The organism is Microbacterium sp. NPDC089190, assembly GCF_040701795.1.
GTDB lineage: Bacteria > Actinomycetota > Actinomycetes > Actinomycetales > Microbacteriaceae > Microbacterium > Microbacterium galbum.
This window is the reverse complement of sequence record NZ_JBFBHF010000001.1, coordinates 771,291-787,953: the sequence shown is the minus strand read 5'-3', so window position 1 is coordinate 787,953 and position 16,663 is coordinate 771,291. Positions and strand designations below refer to the sequence as shown.

The window sequence follows — 16,663 nt, the reverse complement described above, 5'->3', positions numbered from 1 at the left end:
CCGTGACGCTCGGGGGAGGAGGGCGGCGGATACCCTGGAACGGTGATCTTGGGCATCGACACCTCGCTCGGCACCGCCGTCGCGGCGATCGCGCGCGACGGGGAGGTGCTCGCCGACGAACAGAGCGCCAATCCCCTCGGGCACGCCGAGGTCATCGGCGACCTGTTGCGCCGCGCATCGTCCGCCGTCGCCCCCACCCACGTGGCGGTCGGCATGGGCCCGGGTCCGTTCACCGGTCTGCGGGTCGGTATCGCCACGGCGCGCGTCTACGCGCTGGGCCGCGGCGTCCCGGTGGTGCCGGTGCCCAGCCACGACGGTGTCGCCCTCGGCGTCCTGCTCGCGGATGCCCTGACCGGCACCGAGACCGGGCGCTTCGCCGTGGTGACCGACGCGCGGCGACGCGAATTCGCCTTCAGCGTCTACGACGGCATCGACGACGAGGGTCTACCGGTGCGCCTCTCCGACGCCGCCCTCAGCCCGCGTGACGACCTCGACGCGCGTCTCGACGAGATCGGTGCCCGGCGATACGACGCCACGAGCGTGTCGGCGGCGATGATCGCCCTCGTCGCGGCGCGGGCGCTCGACGCCGACCGCACCCTCACCGGCGCAGAGCCGCTCTACCTGCGCAGCCCCGATGTCGTCGCCGCCCACGCGCCGAAAAGGGTCAGCTGATGTCGACCCGCGCGGCCACCGCCGCCGATCTCGACGCGATCATGGACCTGGAGCGCACGTCGTTCCCCACCGACGCCTGGAGCGCGGCCATGATGCGCGAGGAGCTCGCCTCCCCGCACGGCTTCTACGTCGTCGTCGAAGAAGCCGGGCGTCTCGTCGGGTACGCGGGCCTGCGCGCGGTGCGGGGGGCTCGGGATGCCGACGTCCAGACCATCACGATCTCGGCGGCCGCTCGCGGACGCGGGCGCGGGCGGGCCCTGCTGACCACGCTGCTCGATGAGGCCGTCGCACGCGGTGTGCACGACGTGTTCCTCGAGGTGCGCGCCGACAATCCGGTGGCGCAGGCGCTCTACGTGTCGGAGGGGTTCGCCGAGGTCGGGCGACGCCCTCGCTACTACCAGCCCGACGACGTGGACGCGATCGTGATGCAGCTCGACCTGCGGGGGTGGGCCGCCCGGCGCGCCGAGGTCTCGGGCGGCGCGGCGCCCGGTGTCGCGGCGTCCGACGCGCCGTCGGCCTCCGCGACACCGTCGCCCACCGGAAAGGGATGGTGCTGATGGACGCGCCCCTCGTGCTCGGCATCGAGACCAGCTGCGACGAGACCGGCATCGGCATCGTGCGCGGCCGGACGCTGCTGAGCAACACGATCGCCTCGAGCATGGACGAGCACGCCCGCTACGGTGGCGTGGTCCCGGAGGTCGCGGCGCGCGCCCACCTCGAAGCGCTGCAGCCCTCGATCGACGCCGCGCTCGCCGAGGCCGGCGTGACGCTCGCCGACCTCGACGCCGTCGCGGTGACGAGCGGCCCGGGGCTCGCCGGAGCGCTCATGGTCGGGGTGGGGGCGGCCAAGGGCCTCGCCGTCGCGCTCGACAAGCCCCTCTACGCGGTCAACCACCTCGTGGGCCACATCGCCGCCGACATCCTGGATGCCGAGGCGGGGGAGCTCGAGTACCCCACGGTCGCCCTGCTCGTCAGCGGAGGGCACACCTCGCTCCTGCTGGTCCGCGACCTCACGAGCGACGTCGAGCTGCTCGGCGAGACCATGGACGACGCTGCGGGCGAGGCATTCGACAAGGTCGCGCGGCTGCTGAAGCTGCCCTACCCCGGGGGGCCCGAGATCGACCGCGCGGCGGCGAGCGGCGACCCCACGGCGATCCGCTTCCCGCGGGGGCTCTCACGCGCTTCCGACATGGCATCCCACCGCTACGACTTCTCGTTCTCGGGGCTCAAGACCGCGGTCGCCCGCTGGGTCGAGCAGCACGAGGCGACCGGTGAACCGGTGCCGGTCGCCGATGTCGCGGCATCCTTCCGCGAGGCCGTCGTCGACGTTCTCGTCACCAAGGCCCTCGACGCGTGCGCGCGGTACGGCGTGCCCCGACTGCTGCTGGGCGGAGGCGTGATCGCGAACAAGCGCCTGCGCGACGTCGCCCTCGAGCGCGCGGCGGCGGCGGGGGTCGCTGTGCGCATTCCGCCGCTGCGGTTGTGCACCGACAACGGCGCGATGATCGCCGCCCTCGCCGCGGAGCTCATCGCCTCGGGTCGGCGCCCGTCGACCCTCGCCTTCGGAGCCGACTCCACCCTTCCCGTCACCGAGATCCAGGTCGCCGAAGACCCGGATGCCCCCGCTCCGGATGCCGAGACCCGGTCGCCGTGACGGATCAGACCCCGCCCACGCGCCGTGCGCGCAAGGAGACCCCCGAGTCGGCCGCGGCGCCCATCGACCCGCGTCGGCCGTGGATGGTGCCCGCGGGCGAGCGCCCGGAGATCGCGGATGACGACCCCGAACGCCTCCCCACCGCGCAGCTGGAGATGGCGGCCTTCGGCGACCACCTGATCCCGTACGTCCCGCCCGCGCCGAAACCCCCGCCCTCGCTGGCGCCGTGGGCGCTCGCCGTGGCGATCCTCGCGCTGGTCGCCGCCCTCATCACCGGGTGGCTGCTTCCCCTGGGCGTGATCGGGGCGATCCTCGCCATCCTGTCGCTAAGACGCGCGCACGACAGCCGGCGCGTGGCCGTGTGGGCGTTGTCCCTGTCGTTGCTGGCCGTCGTGTTCAGCGCAGGGTGGTTGATCTGGGGTTTCTCGCAGCTCGCCGTGCGCTGAGGCGCGGGAGCCCGGCGGGCGTCAGACGCGGTCGGCCAGCAGAGCCAGGCGCGTCGACCCCACGCGGGTGAGCAGCAGGGTCGCCGCTTCGTCTCCGCGGAGCGAGAGCTTCCGGCGGAGCGCCGCCGGGTCGACGTCGACGCCGCGCTTCTTGATCTCGAGCGTGCCGATCCCGCGCGCCCGCAGCGCCTGTGCGAGCTTCTTCGGGTCGGCGGGCAGTTGCTCGCGCACCCGGAACGACTGCACGAACGGACTCGTCAGCGGTGCGTCGGAGGTGAGGTAGGCGATCTGCGGCGAGAGCATCCCCGCCTCGAGTGCTCGCGCGACCTCGCCGATGAGCCGCGCGCGGATGACCGCGCCGTCGGGCTCGTGCACGAAGGCGCCCAGGTCCCGCGGCTCGGCGTCGGGGCTGTCCGCCGGAGCCGTGAGCTCCCACGCGTCGGTGCCGCGCACCACGAGCGCGGCGCGTCGCACGTTCTCGCGCGCGAGCGCCCCCGACCAGAGGACGAGCTCGATGGTCGAGCCGTCGGCGCTGATCCACTGGGCCTCGACGTCGTCGGGGATCCGCGCGCGATCGAAGCCGGGGCCGAGCTTGACCCCGCCCGGGGTGCTCCGCAGCAGCTCGACCACCCAGTCCAGCGACGGCGACCATTCGCCGGAGGCGACCTGCCGCGTCTCGGAGTGGCCCGCCGTGCGGCGTGCAGGGTCGAGCCACACGGCATCCGTCCCCGTCAGGTCGACCTCTTCGGCGCGCGCGTGCGCCACTGTGGCGGCGTCGCCGAACGGGGCGAGGTTGTATGCCGCGATGGCGGCGGTCACCTCGTCGGCGTCGACCGCGTGCACCCGGATGCCGAGTCCCGCCAGCCCGAGCGCGTCACCGCCGATACCGCAGCCGAGGTCGGCGACGCTCGACACGCCCGCGGCGCGGAAGCGGCCCGCGTGACGCGCGGCGATCGGAAGGCGCGTGGCCTGTTCGAGCCCCGCGCGGGTGAAGAGCATGCGGTCGGCGAACGCGCCGAACTTCGCGGTCGCGCGGACGCGGAGCCGGGCCTGGCCGACGACCGCCGACACGAGGTCGGGGGAGTGCCCGGCCGCCCGCAGCCGCGACACCGCGCGGGCGGCCTCGTCGGTCGAGCCGATGGGACCGAGCTCGTCGAGCAGGCGCAGGCCGTCGGGCGTGAGCAGGGCGGTCAGCTCGCTGGTATCCACCGATTCAGCCTAGGCGGGGGAGTGTGCTGGCACTCGCGTTGCGTGAGTGCCAGCGCTTCTCTACACTCGGATTAGCACTCTCCCCGCGTGAGTGCTGACAAGTCTTCTGTAACGAGAAAGAAGAGGTAGACCGTGTCGGTTTCCATCAAGCCGCTCGAGGACCGCATCGTCATCAAGCAGGTCGAGGCTGAGCAGACCACCGCGAGTGGTCTCGTCATCCCCGACACCGCCAAGGAGAAGCCGCAGGAGGGCGAAGTCGTCGCCGTCGGCCCCGGCCGTATCGACGACAACGGCAACCGTGTCCCCCTCGACGTCGCCGTCGGCGACCGCGTGCTCTACAGCAAGTACGGCGGCACCGAGGTCAAGTTCGGCGCCGAGGAGTACCTCGTGCTCTCGGCTCGCGACGTCCTGGCGGTCGTCGTCCGCTGATCGCGTGACTCGATCGAAGGCCCCGGGTGCTCGGCATCCGGGGCCTTCGTCGTTCCCGGGGGAGGGCGGGGGCGCGCGTCGTCCCCGGGGGTCGATGGACGATGCGGAGCGCTCGCCACGCGATGGCAGGAATGCGCGGGTGCGCGACCGTCGCCGCCTCGGGGGCGCGCGTAGGCTGTATCGGTGACCCCCGCTCCCTCCGCTCCGACCGGCGGGGGCACCCGCGGCGCCCTGTACGCATTGGGCGCCTACCTGCTGTGGGGCGTGCTGCCCATCTACTTCCTGCAGCTGAAGCCGACCGGCCCGTTCGAGGTGGTGGCCTGGCGCATCCTCCTCGCGTTCGTCTTCTGCCTGCTGCTTCTCACCGTGCTGCGCGCGTGGCGCCCGTTCCTCGCGATCGTGCGGCAACCGCGGCTGATGCTGTTGACCGCGGTCGCCGGTGTGCTCATCTACGTCAACTGGCAGACGTACCTCTTCGGTGCCCTCACGGGGCACGTCATCGAGACGAGTCTCGGCTACTTCATCAACCCCATCGTGACCGTGCTGCTGGGTGTCGTCGTGCTGCGCGAGCGTCTGCGGCTCCTGCCGTGGATCGCGGTGGGTATCGCCGTGGCCGCGGTCCTGGTGATCGTCGTGGGATACGGCGCCTTCCCGTGGATCGCGCTGACCCTCGCCTTCTCGTTCGGCTTCTACGGACTGGTGAAGAAGCAGATCGGTCCCGCGGTGGATGCCGTGAGCGGGCTGACCCTCGAATCGATGTGGTTGCTGCCGGTCGCCGTCATCCAGCTGATCTTCGTGGCGAACCTGACGGGCATCACGCTGGGCACGGCCGGGGTGCTGCACACCGTTCTCCTTTTGCTCGCCGGCGCGGTCACGGCCGTACCGCTGCTGCTGTTCGCATCGGGTGCCCGGCGCGTCCCCCTCACGGTGATCGGCCTGCTGCAGTTCGTCGCGCCGATCATCCAGTTCATCATCGGCGTATGGGTGCTCCACGAGCCCATGACGCTCGAACGGTGGGTGGGGTTCGCGCTCGTGTGGGTCGCGCTGGTCATGTTGAGCGTCGACTCGATCGTGGCCGCGCGGCGCCACCGGCGTGTGGTGGACGACGTCGCCGAACCCGTCTGATCCCCTCGTCCGACCCGCCGTGGCGTCCTCCGTTCGGTCGACAGACAATGTCGGCGGCGGGTGCGACGATGAGGGCGCGGAGGATGTCGTTCCGCGTTCGTCCTGCCCGATCCGGCCGTTTCTTCGTTCCGGGTCCGGCGACCCGTGCTCCTTCGGGGTCGCCGTCAAGACGCGGGCTGAACCGTTATGCGGCCGTGACCGCTTCGACGCACATCGTTAACGAACGGCAACACGCGGAAAATGAGCTGCCGATTAGGTTTAGGACACCAGGTGGCCCATAGGGTCGCCCAACGTTCATTCACAGCAAGGAGCACTATGAACGTCATTTCGCGCACGCGCGGCGCCAAAATCCTCGGCGGCATCGCCCTGGTCGGCGCCAGCGCGCTCGTCCTCGCCGGATGCTCCGGTGGCGGCAACGATGCCGCTGCACCGAGTGCATCGTCGGGCGGCGGCGCCGTGTCCGAGGCCGACGGCACGTTCAGCGTCGGCACGATCCTGCCCGCCACGGGTAACCTCGCCTTCCTCGGCCCGCCCGAGGTCGCCGGTGTGAAGCTGGCCATCAAAGACATCGAGGCCACGGGAGACGCATTCCCGTTCACGACCACGCTGACCGAGCGCGACTCGGGCGACACCACGACCGACATCGCGACCCAGTCGGCGTCCGAGCTCGTCAGCGCCGGAGCCGACGTCGTCATCGGTGCCGCGTCGTCGGGTGTCTCGTTCACCTTCATCGACCAGCTGGTCAACGCGGGCATCGTCCAGATCTCGCCGGCCAACACCTCGCCCGACTTCACCACCTACGCCGACGACGGGTACTACTGGCGTACCGCGCCCTCCGACGTGCTGCAGGGCCGCGTGCTCGGCAACCTGATGGTCGGCGACGGTGCCGCCAACGTGGGCATCATCTACATCAACGACCCCTACGGCACCGGCCTGAAGGACAACGCGACCACGGCCATCGAGGCCGCCGGTGGCGAGGTCTCGGTCGCGGTCCCCTACAACCCGGGTGACACGGTCTTCACCTCGCAGGTCGACCAGCTGCTCGCCTCCCAGCCCGACGCGATCGCGGTCATCGCGTTCGAGGAGACCTCCTCGATCATCCCGCAGCTGGTCAGCACGCAGGGCTACGCGGCGTCGAAGGTGTACTTCGTCGACGGCAACCTGTCGAACTCGTACGAGTTCCCGGCCGGCACGCTCCAGGGCGCGAAGGGCACGCTGCCCGGCAACCCCGCCGACACCGACTTCCAGTCGCGTCTGAAGGAGATCGACCCCGCGCTCACCGACTACAGCTACGCGCCGGAGTCGTACGACGCGGTCATCGTCGCGGCTCTCGCCGCGGCGCAGGCCAAGGACGACTCGGGCACGGCCATCCGCGACAACATGCAGTCGGTCTCCGAGGGCGGCGAGAAGTGCACGACGTTCGCCGACTGCCTCGCGCTGATCAACGACGGCAAGGACATCGACTACGACGGTGTCTCCGGTCCGATCACGTTCGACGAGAACGGTGACCCGACCGAGGCGTACATCGGCATCTACCAGTACGGTGCCGACAACAAGTACACCCTGCTGAACACGGAGTTCGGCTCGCTCAACGAGTGACCTGACTCCACGCGAGGGGCTCGGATCTTCGGATCCGGGCCCCTTTCGCGTGCTCCGGAACTCGCTCGCACCCCTCCTCTCCGGGCAGAGGAACCCGGCTCACGGCGCGGGGGTCAGGCCGCACACCTGGGCGGTGAGCACGAGCAACGCGTCGGCGACGTCCTTCGAGCGCTCCAGGGGCACCACGATCTCCCGCCCGTCGACGCGGGCGACGAGGTCGAAGAGGGTGCCCACCTTGTCCTCGGCGATGGCGTGCGCGTCGCAGCGCTGCGGCACCACGGCGACCTCGACGACCGACGGCGCGTCCCGCGCGGACACGCTCACCCCGAGCGGTGCCGCAGCGCCCGCGGCGAAGCGCAGCAGCACCGTTCCGCGCAGAGCGACGAGCTCGGCCGTCCCCTCGCCGCTCTGCGACGGCTCCACCGCCAGACGCAGGGTGATCGAGCCGTCAGGGCCCACGGCGGCTCCGGTGGCCGTCACCCGCACCACGGATGCCAGCTCCGCACGATCGCACGCGGTGGCGCTCGCCCGGTGCATGAAGTCCAGGTCGTCGGACAGGGTCACGGTCGTCGTCGCGCCGTCGGCCGTGACCGTGGCCTCGGGAACACCCGAGGCGTCGGTGCAGCGGATGGCGGGGAGGAAGACGGGGAGGTCGACCGTCCGCCCCGCCGCGAGGGTGGTCGGCCGTGTGGCATCCCATTCCGCGGGCCCGTCCAGGACGGGGGAGGAGAAAGATGCCGCTGTGAGCGTGGTGGCCACGGGGGAGGTGTTCGTCACGCGCAGCTGCACGCGGTCGACGGCGATGTCGCCGCGCTGCTGCACGAGGGCGACCTCGAGCGATGGCGCGGGCGGTGGGGAAGGCGCCGAACACGCCGCGAGCGCGGCGCCCACCAGGGTGAGCGCCGCACTCGCGGCGTATCGGCGGCGGATCAGGCCTCGGGGCCCTTCCCGTCGCGCTTGGCGTCCTCGTCGGCGGCGAGGGTGCCCAGGTACAGCTCGATGACGCGGGGGTCGGTGAGCAGCTCGCGACCCGTGCCCGTGTACGCGTCCTTGCCCTGGTCGAGCACGTAGGCGCGGTGGCAGATCTGCAGGCAGCGGCGCGCGTTCTGCTCGACCATGATGATCGTCACGCCGGCGCGGTTGATCTCCGCCACGCGAAGGAAGGTCTCGTCCTGTCGCACGGGCGAGAGACCCGCGGAGGGCTCGTCGAGCAGGAGGACGGAAGGATCCATCATCAGGGCGCGTCCCATGGCCACCATCTGACGCTCACCGCCCGACAACGAGCCCGCGCGCTGGCGACGCCGCTTGCCGAGCTCGGGGAACAGGCCCGTGACGAACTCGAAGCGCTCGGCGAACACCTTGGGGCGCTGGAAGAGCCCCATCTGCAGGTTCTCCTCGATCGACAGGCTCGGGAACACGTTGTTGTTCTGCGGAACCATGCCGACGCCCTTGCCGACGAGCTTGTCGGCCTTCAACGAGGTGATGTCCTCGCCGTTGAGCAGGACGGCGCCGCCGCGGATCTTCACCTGGCCGAAGATGGCCTTCAGCAGGGTCGACTTGCCGGCGCCGTTGGGGCCGATGATGCCGATGAGGTCGCCCTGATAGGCGTCGACGGTGCACCCGTTGAGGATGTTGACGCCCGGTAGGTAGCCGGCGACGAGATCGTCGGTGCGCAGGACCGGGGTGCGGGTGGCGGTGGTGTCGGTCATCAGAGCTTTCCGTCCTTCTCGTCGGCGGTGAGCTCCGCCTCCGCTTCCGCGGCGGCCTCGGCCTGGATGGTCTCGAGCTGCGACGTGGTCATGTCGCCCAGGTCGGTGTCGTGGTGGGCGCCGAGGTAGGCGTCGATGACGGCCTGGTCGCTCATGACCGTCTCGGGCGGCCCCTCGGCCACCACGCGGCCCTCGGCCATGACGACGACCCAGTCGGAGATGTGACGGACCATGTGCATGTCGTGCTCGACGAACAGCACGCTCATCCCCTCCTTCTTCAGGTCGAGGATGTGGCCCAGCAGGCTCTGCGTGAGCGCAGGATTCACACCGGCCATCGGCTCGTCGAGCATGACGAGCTTCGGGTCGCTCATCAGAGCGCGCGCCATCTCGAGGAGCTTGCGCTGGCCGCCCGAGAGCGACGCGGCGAAGTCCTCGCGTTTGGCATCCAGCTTGAAGCGGCGCAGCAGGTCGTCGGCGCGCTCGGTGTTGGCGGCCTCCTGCGAGCGCCAGGTGCCCGGGATGAGGGCGCGGAACAGGTTCTCGCCCTTCTGCCCGCGGGCGCCGAGCAGCATGTTCTGCAGCACGGTGAGCCGACCGAGCGACTTCGTCAGCTGGAAGGTGCGCACCATTCCCCGGCGCGACACCTTGAACGCGGGGACGCTGGCGAGGTTCGAGCCCTCGAAGCTCCAGCGACCCGTGTTCGGCTTGTCGAAGCCGGTCAGCAGGTTGAACAGCGTGGTCTTGCCGGCGCCGTTCGGGCCGATGAGGGCCGTGATCTGCCCGCGGGGGATCTCGAGGTGCTCGACGTCGACGGCTTTCAGACCGCCGAACTGGCGGGTGACGCCGTCGGCGACGACGATCGGATCGACCTTCTCGCAGCCGGGTCGGACCTCTCCCTTGACGAGAGGATGGGTGACGGTCGTGTCAGACATTGAACGACAGCTCCTTCTTGTTGCCGAAGATGCCCTGTGGTCGGAAGATCACGAGGAGCATCAGTCCGATGCCGACGAGGATGAAGCGCACCTGGCCCGTCTGCGTGCTGGACATGAAGCCCAGGATGCCGACGTCGCGCAGTCCCACGATGATGCCGTTCGACAGCGAGAGCAGCACCCAGAAGAGCATCGAGCCCACGATCGGGCCGAGGAGCGTGGCGGCTCCACCGAGCAGGAGCGCGGTCCAGATGAAGAACGTCAGGGCCGTTCCGTAGTTACCGGGCTGCACGGCGCGGGGGAGGATGAACACCACGCCCGCGAGTCCGCCCATGACGCCGCCGAGCACCAGCGCCTGCATCTTGTAGGAGTACACGTTCTTGCCGAGGCTGCGCACGGCGTCCTCGTCTTCCCGGATGCCCTTGACCACGCGACCCCACGGGCTGCGCATGAGCAGGAACACGAGGATCGTCGCGATGATGACGAGGCCCCAGCCGAACAGGCGCACCCACCAGTCGTTCGCGGAGTAGGTCCACGGTCCGATGCCGTACGTACCGGCCGGCAGCGGGTTGATCGCCTGGAACTCGCGGTTGTACCCGTTCAGGCCCTGGGACCCGCCGGTGACGCTGGTCAGACCCACGGTCGAGACGACGTAGCGGACGATCTCCGCCGCCGCGATCGTCACGATCGCCAGATAGTCCGCCCGCAGACGCAGGGTCGGGATGCCGAGGAGGAAGGCGAACAGCACCGAGGCGACGATCGCGACGAGGATCGCGAGCCACACCGGGGCTGCGAACGACAGGGTCGCGATGGCGAAGGCGTAGGCGCCGACGGCCATGAAGCCCGCCTGACCGAAGTTGAGCAGCCCCGCGTAGCCGAAGTGGACGCTCAGGCCGATGGCGGCGAGGGCATAGGCCGCGGTGGTCGGGCTGATGAGCTCGCCCGCGGCGTTGTTGAAGATCGAAAGCCAGTCCATGTCGTTCTTCCTCAGCCGATCCGCTCTTTACGACCGAGCACACCTTGCGGCCTGAACAGCAGCACGCCGATGAGCACGATCAGGGCCACCGCGTACCGCAGGTCGGGTGGGATGACGATGGTCGACAACTCCGTGATGATGCCGATGATGAGCGATCCGACGAGGGCGCCGAAGGCGCTGCCGAGACCACCGAGGGTGACCGCCGCGAACAGCAGCAGCAGGATCGCGAAGCCCATGTCCCACGTGACTCCGCGGTACAGGCCGTACAGCACGCCGGACAGACCCGTGAGAGCGCCCGCGAGCACCCAGACGATGCGGATGACACGGTCGACGTTGATGCCGGACGCCGCGGCGAGCGATGCGTTGTCGCTGACGGCGCGCGTCGCCTTGCCGATGCGGGTGCGGGTCAGGAAGTACGCGACGAGTCCCAGCATGACGACGCTGATGCCCATGCTGATGATCGAGGTCAGGGTCACCGTGACCGGGCCGATCGTGACGTTGTCGGTGATGCCGGTGTCGATGTTGCGCGTGCCGCCGTCGAAGAAGTAGAGGTACAGGTAGCGCAGCACGATCGAGAGGCCGATCGTCACGATGAGCACCTGTACGAGTCCGACGCCGCGCTTGCGCAACGGTTTGAACAGCACGGCATCCTGCGTCCATCCCAACGCCGCCGAGAGGGCGACCGTGAGAAGGATCGCGAGGAGGATGTTCCACCCCATCGCCGTGAAGACGTAGAAGATGATCGCGCCGAAGGTCAGCATCTCGCCGTGGGCGAAGTTGTTCACGCCGGTGGTGCCGAAGATGAGCGAGATGCCGATCGCGGCGAGGGCGAGCAGCAGGCCGAAGTTGAGCCCGTAGAAGAAGCGCGAGAAGAGCGTGTCCCAGATGGAGCCCGTCGCAGCCGTGCCCTCACCGGTGGGGAAGAGGACGTTCACCGTGTTGGTCGTCCCGATGGTCACGTCGCGCGTGACGTTGTCGGGGTCGCGCGGGGCGACGCCGTCGGGGAGGGTGTCGACCTGCAGCGTCGCGGTGTAGGCGCCGGGTCCGGGGACCGCGACCGCCCAGCGTCCGTCGGCGCCCGTGGTGCCGATCTCCGAGAAACCGGAGCCTTCGACGCTGATCTCGACGCCTTCGACCGGTTCGTCTCCCGCGCGGATGATGCCGCCGATGGAGTACTGGGTGGCGACGTCGCCCGTTCCCGCCGAGGCGGAGGGGGTGGGGGCGGGCGTGGTCTGGGCGTTCGCGGGTGTCGCGAAGAACAGGCTCAGGACGGCGATCGTGCTCGCGAAGAGCGCGACGATCACGGCCAGTCGGGATAGGGTGCGCGATCGTATCGCGGTGGGGGAGGAATGACCCACGGAGTCTCCAGTTCGGCAGCGCTGACGAAGTCGTCCCGTCAGCTTCGACGGTCGACGCTACGAGCGTAATGTGTCGACGGTGTTTCGCAGACACTGTCGTTAGCGAACCGTGTCATCCGCGGTGCGTGCAGCGGCCAGGCCCACGGGAACAATTCCGGGGCCGCCGACGCTTTAGAATTCCAGGCGGAGCGCTTTCCCGGGCGCACCGGCCGACGACGTCCTTTCATCGAGCAGGCGCCGCGCGCGCAGGAGGATCCATGGAGCAGCACGACCCCTTCGGTTTCATCGGACTGACCTACGACGACGTCCTGCTCCTGCCGGGGCACACCGACGTCATCCCGAGCGAGGCCGACACGTCGTCGCGGCTCACGCGCCGGATCACAGTGGCCACCCCTCTGCTCTCCAGCGCGATGGACACCGTCACCGAGGCGCGCATGGCGATCGCGATCGCCCGCCAGGGCGGTATCGGCATCGTGCACCGCAACCTCTCGATCGAGGACCAGGCCGGCATCGTCGACCAGGTCAAGCGCAGCGAGTCGGGCATGGTCTCCAACCCGATCACCACGAACCCGGATGCCACGGTGGCCGAGGTCGACGCGATGTGCGCGCAGTACCGCATCTCGGGTCTGCCCGTGGTCGACCCCGACGGCGTGCTCGTCGGCATCATCACCAACCGCGACATGCGCTTCGTCTCGGGCTTCGAACGTCAGACCACGAAGGTCAAGGACGTCATGACCCAGGACGGCCTGATCACCGGGCACGTCGGCATCCACGCGAACGACGTCATCGCGACCTTCGCGAAGCACCGCGTCGAGAAGCTCCCCCTGGTCGACGAGAACGGCAAGCTCGCCGGTCTCATCACGATCAAGGACTTCGACAAGAGCGAGAAGTACCCCCTCGCCACCAAGGACGACCACGGGCGCCTGCGAGTGGGTGCGGCGATCGGCTTCTTCGGCGACGCGTGGCAACGCGCCGAGGCCCTGCGCGACGCGGGCGTCGACGTGCTCGTCGTCGACACGGCCAACGGCCAGTCCGCCGGCGTCATCGACATCGTCCGTCGACTCAAGGCCGACGCGTCGTTCGACCACATCGACGTCATCGGCGGCAACGTCGCGACCCGCGAGGGCGCTCAGGCGCTCATCGACGCGGGAGTGGATGCCGTGAAGGTGGGTGTCGGACCGGGCTCGATCTGCACCACGCGCGTGGTCGCCGGCGTCGGCGTGCCCCAGGTGACGGCCATCTACGAGGCCGCGAAAGCCGCGATCCCGGCGGGCGTGCCCGTCATCGCCGACGGCGGTCTGCAGTACTCGGGCGACATCGCCAAGGCGCTCGTCGCCGGCGCCGACACCGTCATGCTGGGTTCGCTGCTCGCCGGCACCGATGAGTCGCCGGGCGAGATCGTCTTCCAGGGCGGCAAGCAGTTCAAGCAGTACCGCGGCATGGGTTCGCTCGGCGCGCTGCAGACCCGGGGCAAGAAGACGTCGTACTCGAAGGACCGCTACTTCCAGGCCGACGTGCCCAGCGACGACAAGCTGATCCCCGAGGGCATCGAAGGCCAGGTGCCCTACCGCGGACCGGTCTCCGCCGTCGCCTACCAGCTGATCGGCGGACTCCGTCAGTCGATGTTCTACGTCGGAGCGCGCACCGTGGAGGAGCTCAAGGCCAAGGGCAAGTTCGTCCGCATCACGTCGGCGGGGCTGAAGGAATCGCACCCGCACGACGTGCAGATCGTCGTCGAGGCGCCGAACTACAAGAAGTAACGCGCTTCCCACGAAGGGCCGGGTGGGCGACCACCCGGCCCTTCGTCGTGCTCGGCGACGCGGATACGCTGAGCGCATGATCCGGAGCAGGAGTCACCCGGAGGCGTCCGTGTCGACGCGCCGCACCGAGGCGTTCACCGACGGGGTCTTCGCGATCGCGGCGACCCTGCTGGTGCTCGGGCTGACGGATCAGTCGCTCGGGACGGTGCGCACCGACGACGACCTCGTCACGGGCCTGCGCGACCTGGGCCATCCGCTCTTCTCGTTCGTCATCAGTTTTCTCATCCTGTGCGTGATGTGGATGACGCATGTGCGCCAGTTCGAGTGGATCGTCCGCATCGACAATGCGGGCATGTGGATCAACAACGTCCGCCTGCTTCTGATCGTGCTGGTGCCGTTCACGTCATCCCTCGACACCACATACAGCGACTTCCTCCTGGGACGTGTTCTCCTGCCCGTGAACTTCTTCCTGGCGATCGTGCTGGGGTGGCTGCAGTGGATGTGGGCGGTGCGATCCGGAGCCGTCACCGACCTGTCGGCCGTCGACGCCCGCCGTCTGGGGCGGGCGAGCGTCAGTGCGGTGGTCATCAGCGGGCTGGCGATGGCGCTCAGTCCCTGGCTCGGGTCCATCGGTTTCGTGCTGTTCGCCCTCGACGGACCCCTCACGCGGCTCCTGCGCGGCGCCGATGAGCCGTCGTCGCCGCCGTGGGTCGCTTCTCGCGACGGTGGAGGATCCGACGGGGATGTCGGGGGGCGCGGGTAGGCTGGTCGGGTGACCATGGAGATCGACCTCGGCCGCGCCAAGCGCGCCCGCCGCGCCTACACCTTCGACGACATCGCCGTCGTGCCGTCGCGGCGCACGCGCAATCCCGAAGACGTCTCGACCGCGTGGACCATCGACGCGTTCCCGTTCGAGATCCCGGTGCTCGGAGCCCCCATGGACTCTGTGGTCAGCCCGCGCACCGCCATCGAGCTGGGGCGCCTCGGCGGCCTGGGCGTGCTCGACCTCGAGGGTCTCTGGACGCGCTACGACGACCCCGAGCCGCTCCTCGCCGAGATCGCGACCCTCCCCGAGGCCGACGCCACGCGGCGCATGCAGCAGCTGTACTCCGAGCCGATCAAGCCCGAGCTCGTGCGCGACCGCCTCGCCGAGGTGCGCGCCGCCGGTGTCACCGTCGCCGGTGCCCTCACCCCGCAGCGCACGCACGACCTCTACGAGACCGTCGTCGCCGCCGGCGTCGACCTCTTCGTCATCCGGGGCACCACGGTGTCGGCCGAGCACGTGTCGAGCGTCGCCGAGCCGCTCAATCTCAAGAAGTTCATCTACGACCTCGATGTGCCCGTCATCGTCGGCGGGGCTGCCACGTACACCGCGGCCCTGCACCTCATGCGCACCGGAGCCGCGGGCGTGCTCGTCGGCTTCGGCGGGGGAGCCGCGTCGACGACCCGTGCCACCCTCGGCCTGCACGCGCCGATGGCGACCGCCGTGGCCGACGTCGCCGGCGCCCGCCGCGACTACCTCGACGAGTCGGGCGGACGCTACGTCCACGTGATCGCCGACGGCGGTGTGGGAACCTCGGGCGACATCGTGAAGGCCCTCGCCATGGGCGCGGATGCGGTCATGCTCGGCGTCGCGCTCGCGCGGGCCACCGATGCCCCCGGCCGGGGCTTCCACTGGGGCCCCGAGGCGCACCACGCCAAGCTGCCGCGGGGACGCCGGGTCGCGGTCGACCGCGTGGGTCCGCTCGAGCAGATCCTCTACGGCCCCGCGCCCGTCGCCGACGGCACCGCCAACCTGATCGGCGCGCTCAAGAAGTCGATGGCCACCACCGGGTACTCCGACCTCAAGGAGTTCCAGCGCGTCGAGGTCGTCGTCGCCCCGTACGGTCACTGACGCCGGAGACCGCATGACGTCCACTCCCGCGACCGCCCCCGCACCGCCTCAGATCTTCCCGCCCACGCTGCGGGAGGTCATGCTGCGGCCTCGGTGGATCGCCCTCCTGGCGTTCTCGCTCGTGGTGGCGGGAGCGCTCGCGTGGCTCGGGCAGTGGCAGCTCGGGAGAGCCGTCGACACGTCGCCGCCCGAGCCCGGGCAGACCGAGGTCGTGCGTCCGCTCGACGACGTCGTGCAGCCGGGCGACTACCTGCCCGAGCCGCTCGTCGGGCAGAGGGTCGAGGTGACCGGCACGTGGGTGGCATCCGATTTCATCGTCGTGGCGTCGCGCTTCAACGACGACGTCGAGGGCTACTGGGTGACGGGCCAGCTCCGCGTCTCGGGGACGACCGAGCCGACCTCGATCGCCGTGGCGACGGGGTGGACGAGCGATCTCGGCCGGGCGAACGCCGCCGCCGCGCAGTTGCGGGCCGACGCCCAGGCCGACCCGGGTGCCGAGGTCGAGGTGACCGGTCGCCTGATCTCCGACGAGGGCCCCTCGGTCCCGCCCGCCGGGGCCGATCCGCAGACGCTGGTGAAGATGTCGCCGGCCATGCTGCTCGGGCGCTGGAGCGATACGGCGGGACTGAACGTCTACCGGCAGTACATCGCGTCGCAGACGGCCATCGGCCCCCTCGACGCCATCGCGTCGCCGGCACCCGACGAGCGCTCGCGCGTCAACTGGCTGAACATCTTCTACGCCGCCGAGTGGGCGGTCTTCGCGGGTTTCGCTCTCTACCTCTGGTACCGCCTGGCGCGCGACGCCTGGGAGAAGGAGGTCGAAGACCTCGAGGACGAACAGTTCGAGGGCGAGCAGCCCGACCCCCTCGCGGCAGAACCCGCGGAACCCCGCGACTAGACTGG

17 protein-coding genes are annotated in these 16,663 nt (G+C 70.0%); 11 read left to right on the top strand and 6 right to left on the bottom strand.

Features of this window, described 5'->3' with window-relative positions:
* Positions 1–42: 42 nt before the first annotated feature.
* The 4 genes from tsaB to AB0230_RS03845 are packed head-to-tail and all read left to right on the top strand — an operon-like array spanning position 43 to position 2,772.
* Positions 43–672 carry a tRNA (adenosine(37)-N6)-threonylcarbamoyltransferase complex dimerization subunit type 1 TsaB gene (gene tsaB / locus AB0230_RS03860; protein WP_366374072.1) on the top strand — a complete coding sequence of 210 codons (630 nt, stop codon included), beginning with the start codon at positions 43–45 and terminating at the stop codon, positions 670–672.
* The gene (rimI, locus tag AB0230_RS03855) at positions 672–1,229 is read left to right on the top strand and encodes a ribosomal protein S18-alanine N-acetyltransferase (RefSeq protein ID WP_366374070.1); all 558 of its coding nucleotides are present in this window, start codon (positions 672–674) and stop codon (positions 1,227–1,229) included. The genes tsaB and rimI overlap by 1 nt, the downstream gene beginning before the upstream one ends.
* A complete protein-coding gene (gene tsaD, locus AB0230_RS03850) occupies positions 1,229–2,326 on the top strand; it encodes a tRNA (adenosine(37)-N6)-threonylcarbamoyltransferase complex transferase subunit TsaD (RefSeq protein ID WP_315993533.1) in 1,098 nt (365 codons plus the stop codon). The genes rimI and tsaD overlap by 1 nt, the downstream gene beginning before the upstream one ends.
* Positions 2,323–2,772 (top strand): hypothetical protein, encoded by a 450-nt coding sequence (locus tag AB0230_RS03845; protein WP_315993532.1) that lies wholly within the window; start codon positions 2,323–2,325, stop codon positions 2,770–2,772. The genes tsaD and AB0230_RS03845 overlap by 4 nt, the downstream gene beginning before the upstream one ends.
* Before the next feature lie 21 nt (positions 2,773–2,793).
* Here the strand turns inward: AB0230_RS03845 and AB0230_RS03840 are convergent, their stop codons facing one another.
* On the bottom strand, positions 2,794–3,981 hold the full coding sequence (locus AB0230_RS03840) for an SAM-dependent methyltransferase (RefSeq protein ID WP_366374068.1): 1,188 nt from the start codon (positions 3,979–3,981) through the stop codon (positions 2,794–2,796).
* Positions 3,982–4,113: 132 nt separating this feature from the next.
* Between AB0230_RS03840 and groES the strand changes: the two genes are divergently transcribed.
* From groES to AB0230_RS03825, 3 genes are all read left to right on the top strand, one after another.
* A complete protein-coding gene (gene groES / locus AB0230_RS03835; protein WP_013583903.1) occupies positions 4,114–4,410 on the top strand; it encodes a co-chaperone GroES in 297 nt (98 codons plus the stop codon).
* Positions 4,411–4,593: 183 nt separating this feature from the next.
* Complete coding sequence (rarD, locus tag AB0230_RS03830; protein ID WP_366374065.1) at positions 4,594–5,535, top strand: EamA family transporter RarD; 942 nt, start codon at positions 4,594–4,596, stop codon at positions 5,533–5,535.
* Positions 5,536–5,850: 315 nt separating this feature from the next.
* The gene (locus AB0230_RS03825) at positions 5,851–7,134 is read left to right on the top strand and encodes an ABC transporter substrate-binding protein (protein WP_366374063.1); all 1,284 of its coding nucleotides are present in this window, start codon (positions 5,851–5,853) and stop codon (positions 7,132–7,134) included.
* Positions 7,135–7,233: 99 nt separating this feature from the next.
* On the opposite strand, the gene AB0230_RS03820 is transcribed toward AB0230_RS03825, so the two are convergent.
* The 5 genes from AB0230_RS03820 to AB0230_RS03800 form a co-directional block, all read right to left on the bottom strand.
* The gene (locus tag AB0230_RS03820) at positions 7,234–7,956 is read right to left on the bottom strand and encodes a hypothetical protein (RefSeq protein ID WP_366374061.1); all 723 of its coding nucleotides are present in this window, start codon (positions 7,954–7,956) and stop codon (positions 7,234–7,236) included.
* A gap of 107 nt (positions 7,957–8,063) precedes the next feature.
* Positions 8,064–8,843 carry an ABC transporter ATP-binding protein gene (locus AB0230_RS03815; protein ID WP_363578040.1) on the bottom strand — a complete coding sequence of 260 codons (780 nt, stop codon included), beginning with the start codon at positions 8,841–8,843 and terminating at the stop codon, positions 8,064–8,066.
* Positions 8,843–9,775, bottom strand: a complete 933-nt coding sequence (locus AB0230_RS03810; RefSeq protein ID WP_315993526.1) for an ABC transporter ATP-binding protein — start codon at positions 9,773–9,775, stop codon at positions 8,843–8,845. Before AB0230_RS03810 ends, AB0230_RS03815 begins: the two co-directional genes overlap by 1 nt.
* Complete coding sequence (locus AB0230_RS03805; protein WP_315993525.1) at positions 9,768–10,748, bottom strand: branched-chain amino acid ABC transporter permease; 981 nt, start codon at positions 10,746–10,748, stop codon at positions 9,768–9,770. Before AB0230_RS03805 ends, AB0230_RS03810 begins: the two co-directional genes overlap by 8 nt.
* A gap of 11 nt (positions 10,749–10,759) precedes the next feature.
* Entirely contained in the window at positions 10,760–12,052 is a 1,293-nt protein-coding gene (locus tag AB0230_RS03800; protein ID WP_315993524.1) for a branched-chain amino acid ABC transporter permease, read from the bottom strand.
* A gap of 311 nt (positions 12,053–12,363) precedes the next feature.
* On the opposite strand from AB0230_RS03800, the gene guaB reads away from it, so the two are divergent.
* The 4 genes from guaB (at position 12,364) to AB0230_RS03780 (ending at position 16,658) form a co-directional block, all read left to right on the top strand.
* The gene (gene guaB / locus AB0230_RS03795; RefSeq protein WP_363386854.1) at positions 12,364–13,866 is read left to right on the top strand and encodes an IMP dehydrogenase; all 1,503 of its coding nucleotides are present in this window, start codon (positions 12,364–12,366) and stop codon (positions 13,864–13,866) included.
* Positions 13,867–13,942: 76 nt separating this feature from the next.
* Positions 13,943–14,629 carry a TMEM175 family protein gene (locus AB0230_RS03790; protein WP_363386851.1) on the top strand — a complete coding sequence of 229 codons (687 nt, stop codon included), beginning with the start codon at positions 13,943–13,945 and terminating at the stop codon, positions 14,627–14,629.
* 15 nt (positions 14,630–14,644) lie between these two features.
* Entirely contained in the window at positions 14,645–15,760 is a 1,116-nt protein-coding gene (locus tag AB0230_RS03785; RefSeq protein WP_076673877.1) for a GuaB3 family IMP dehydrogenase-related protein, read from the top strand.
* A 13-nt stretch (positions 15,761–15,773) separates the two neighbouring features.
* Positions 15,774–16,658, top strand: coding sequence for an SURF1 family cytochrome oxidase biogenesis protein (locus AB0230_RS03780; protein ID WP_366374057.1), 885 nt, complete (start codon positions 15,774–15,776; stop codon positions 16,656–16,658).
* The last annotated feature ends 5 nt before the right edge of the window (positions 16,659–16,663 follow it).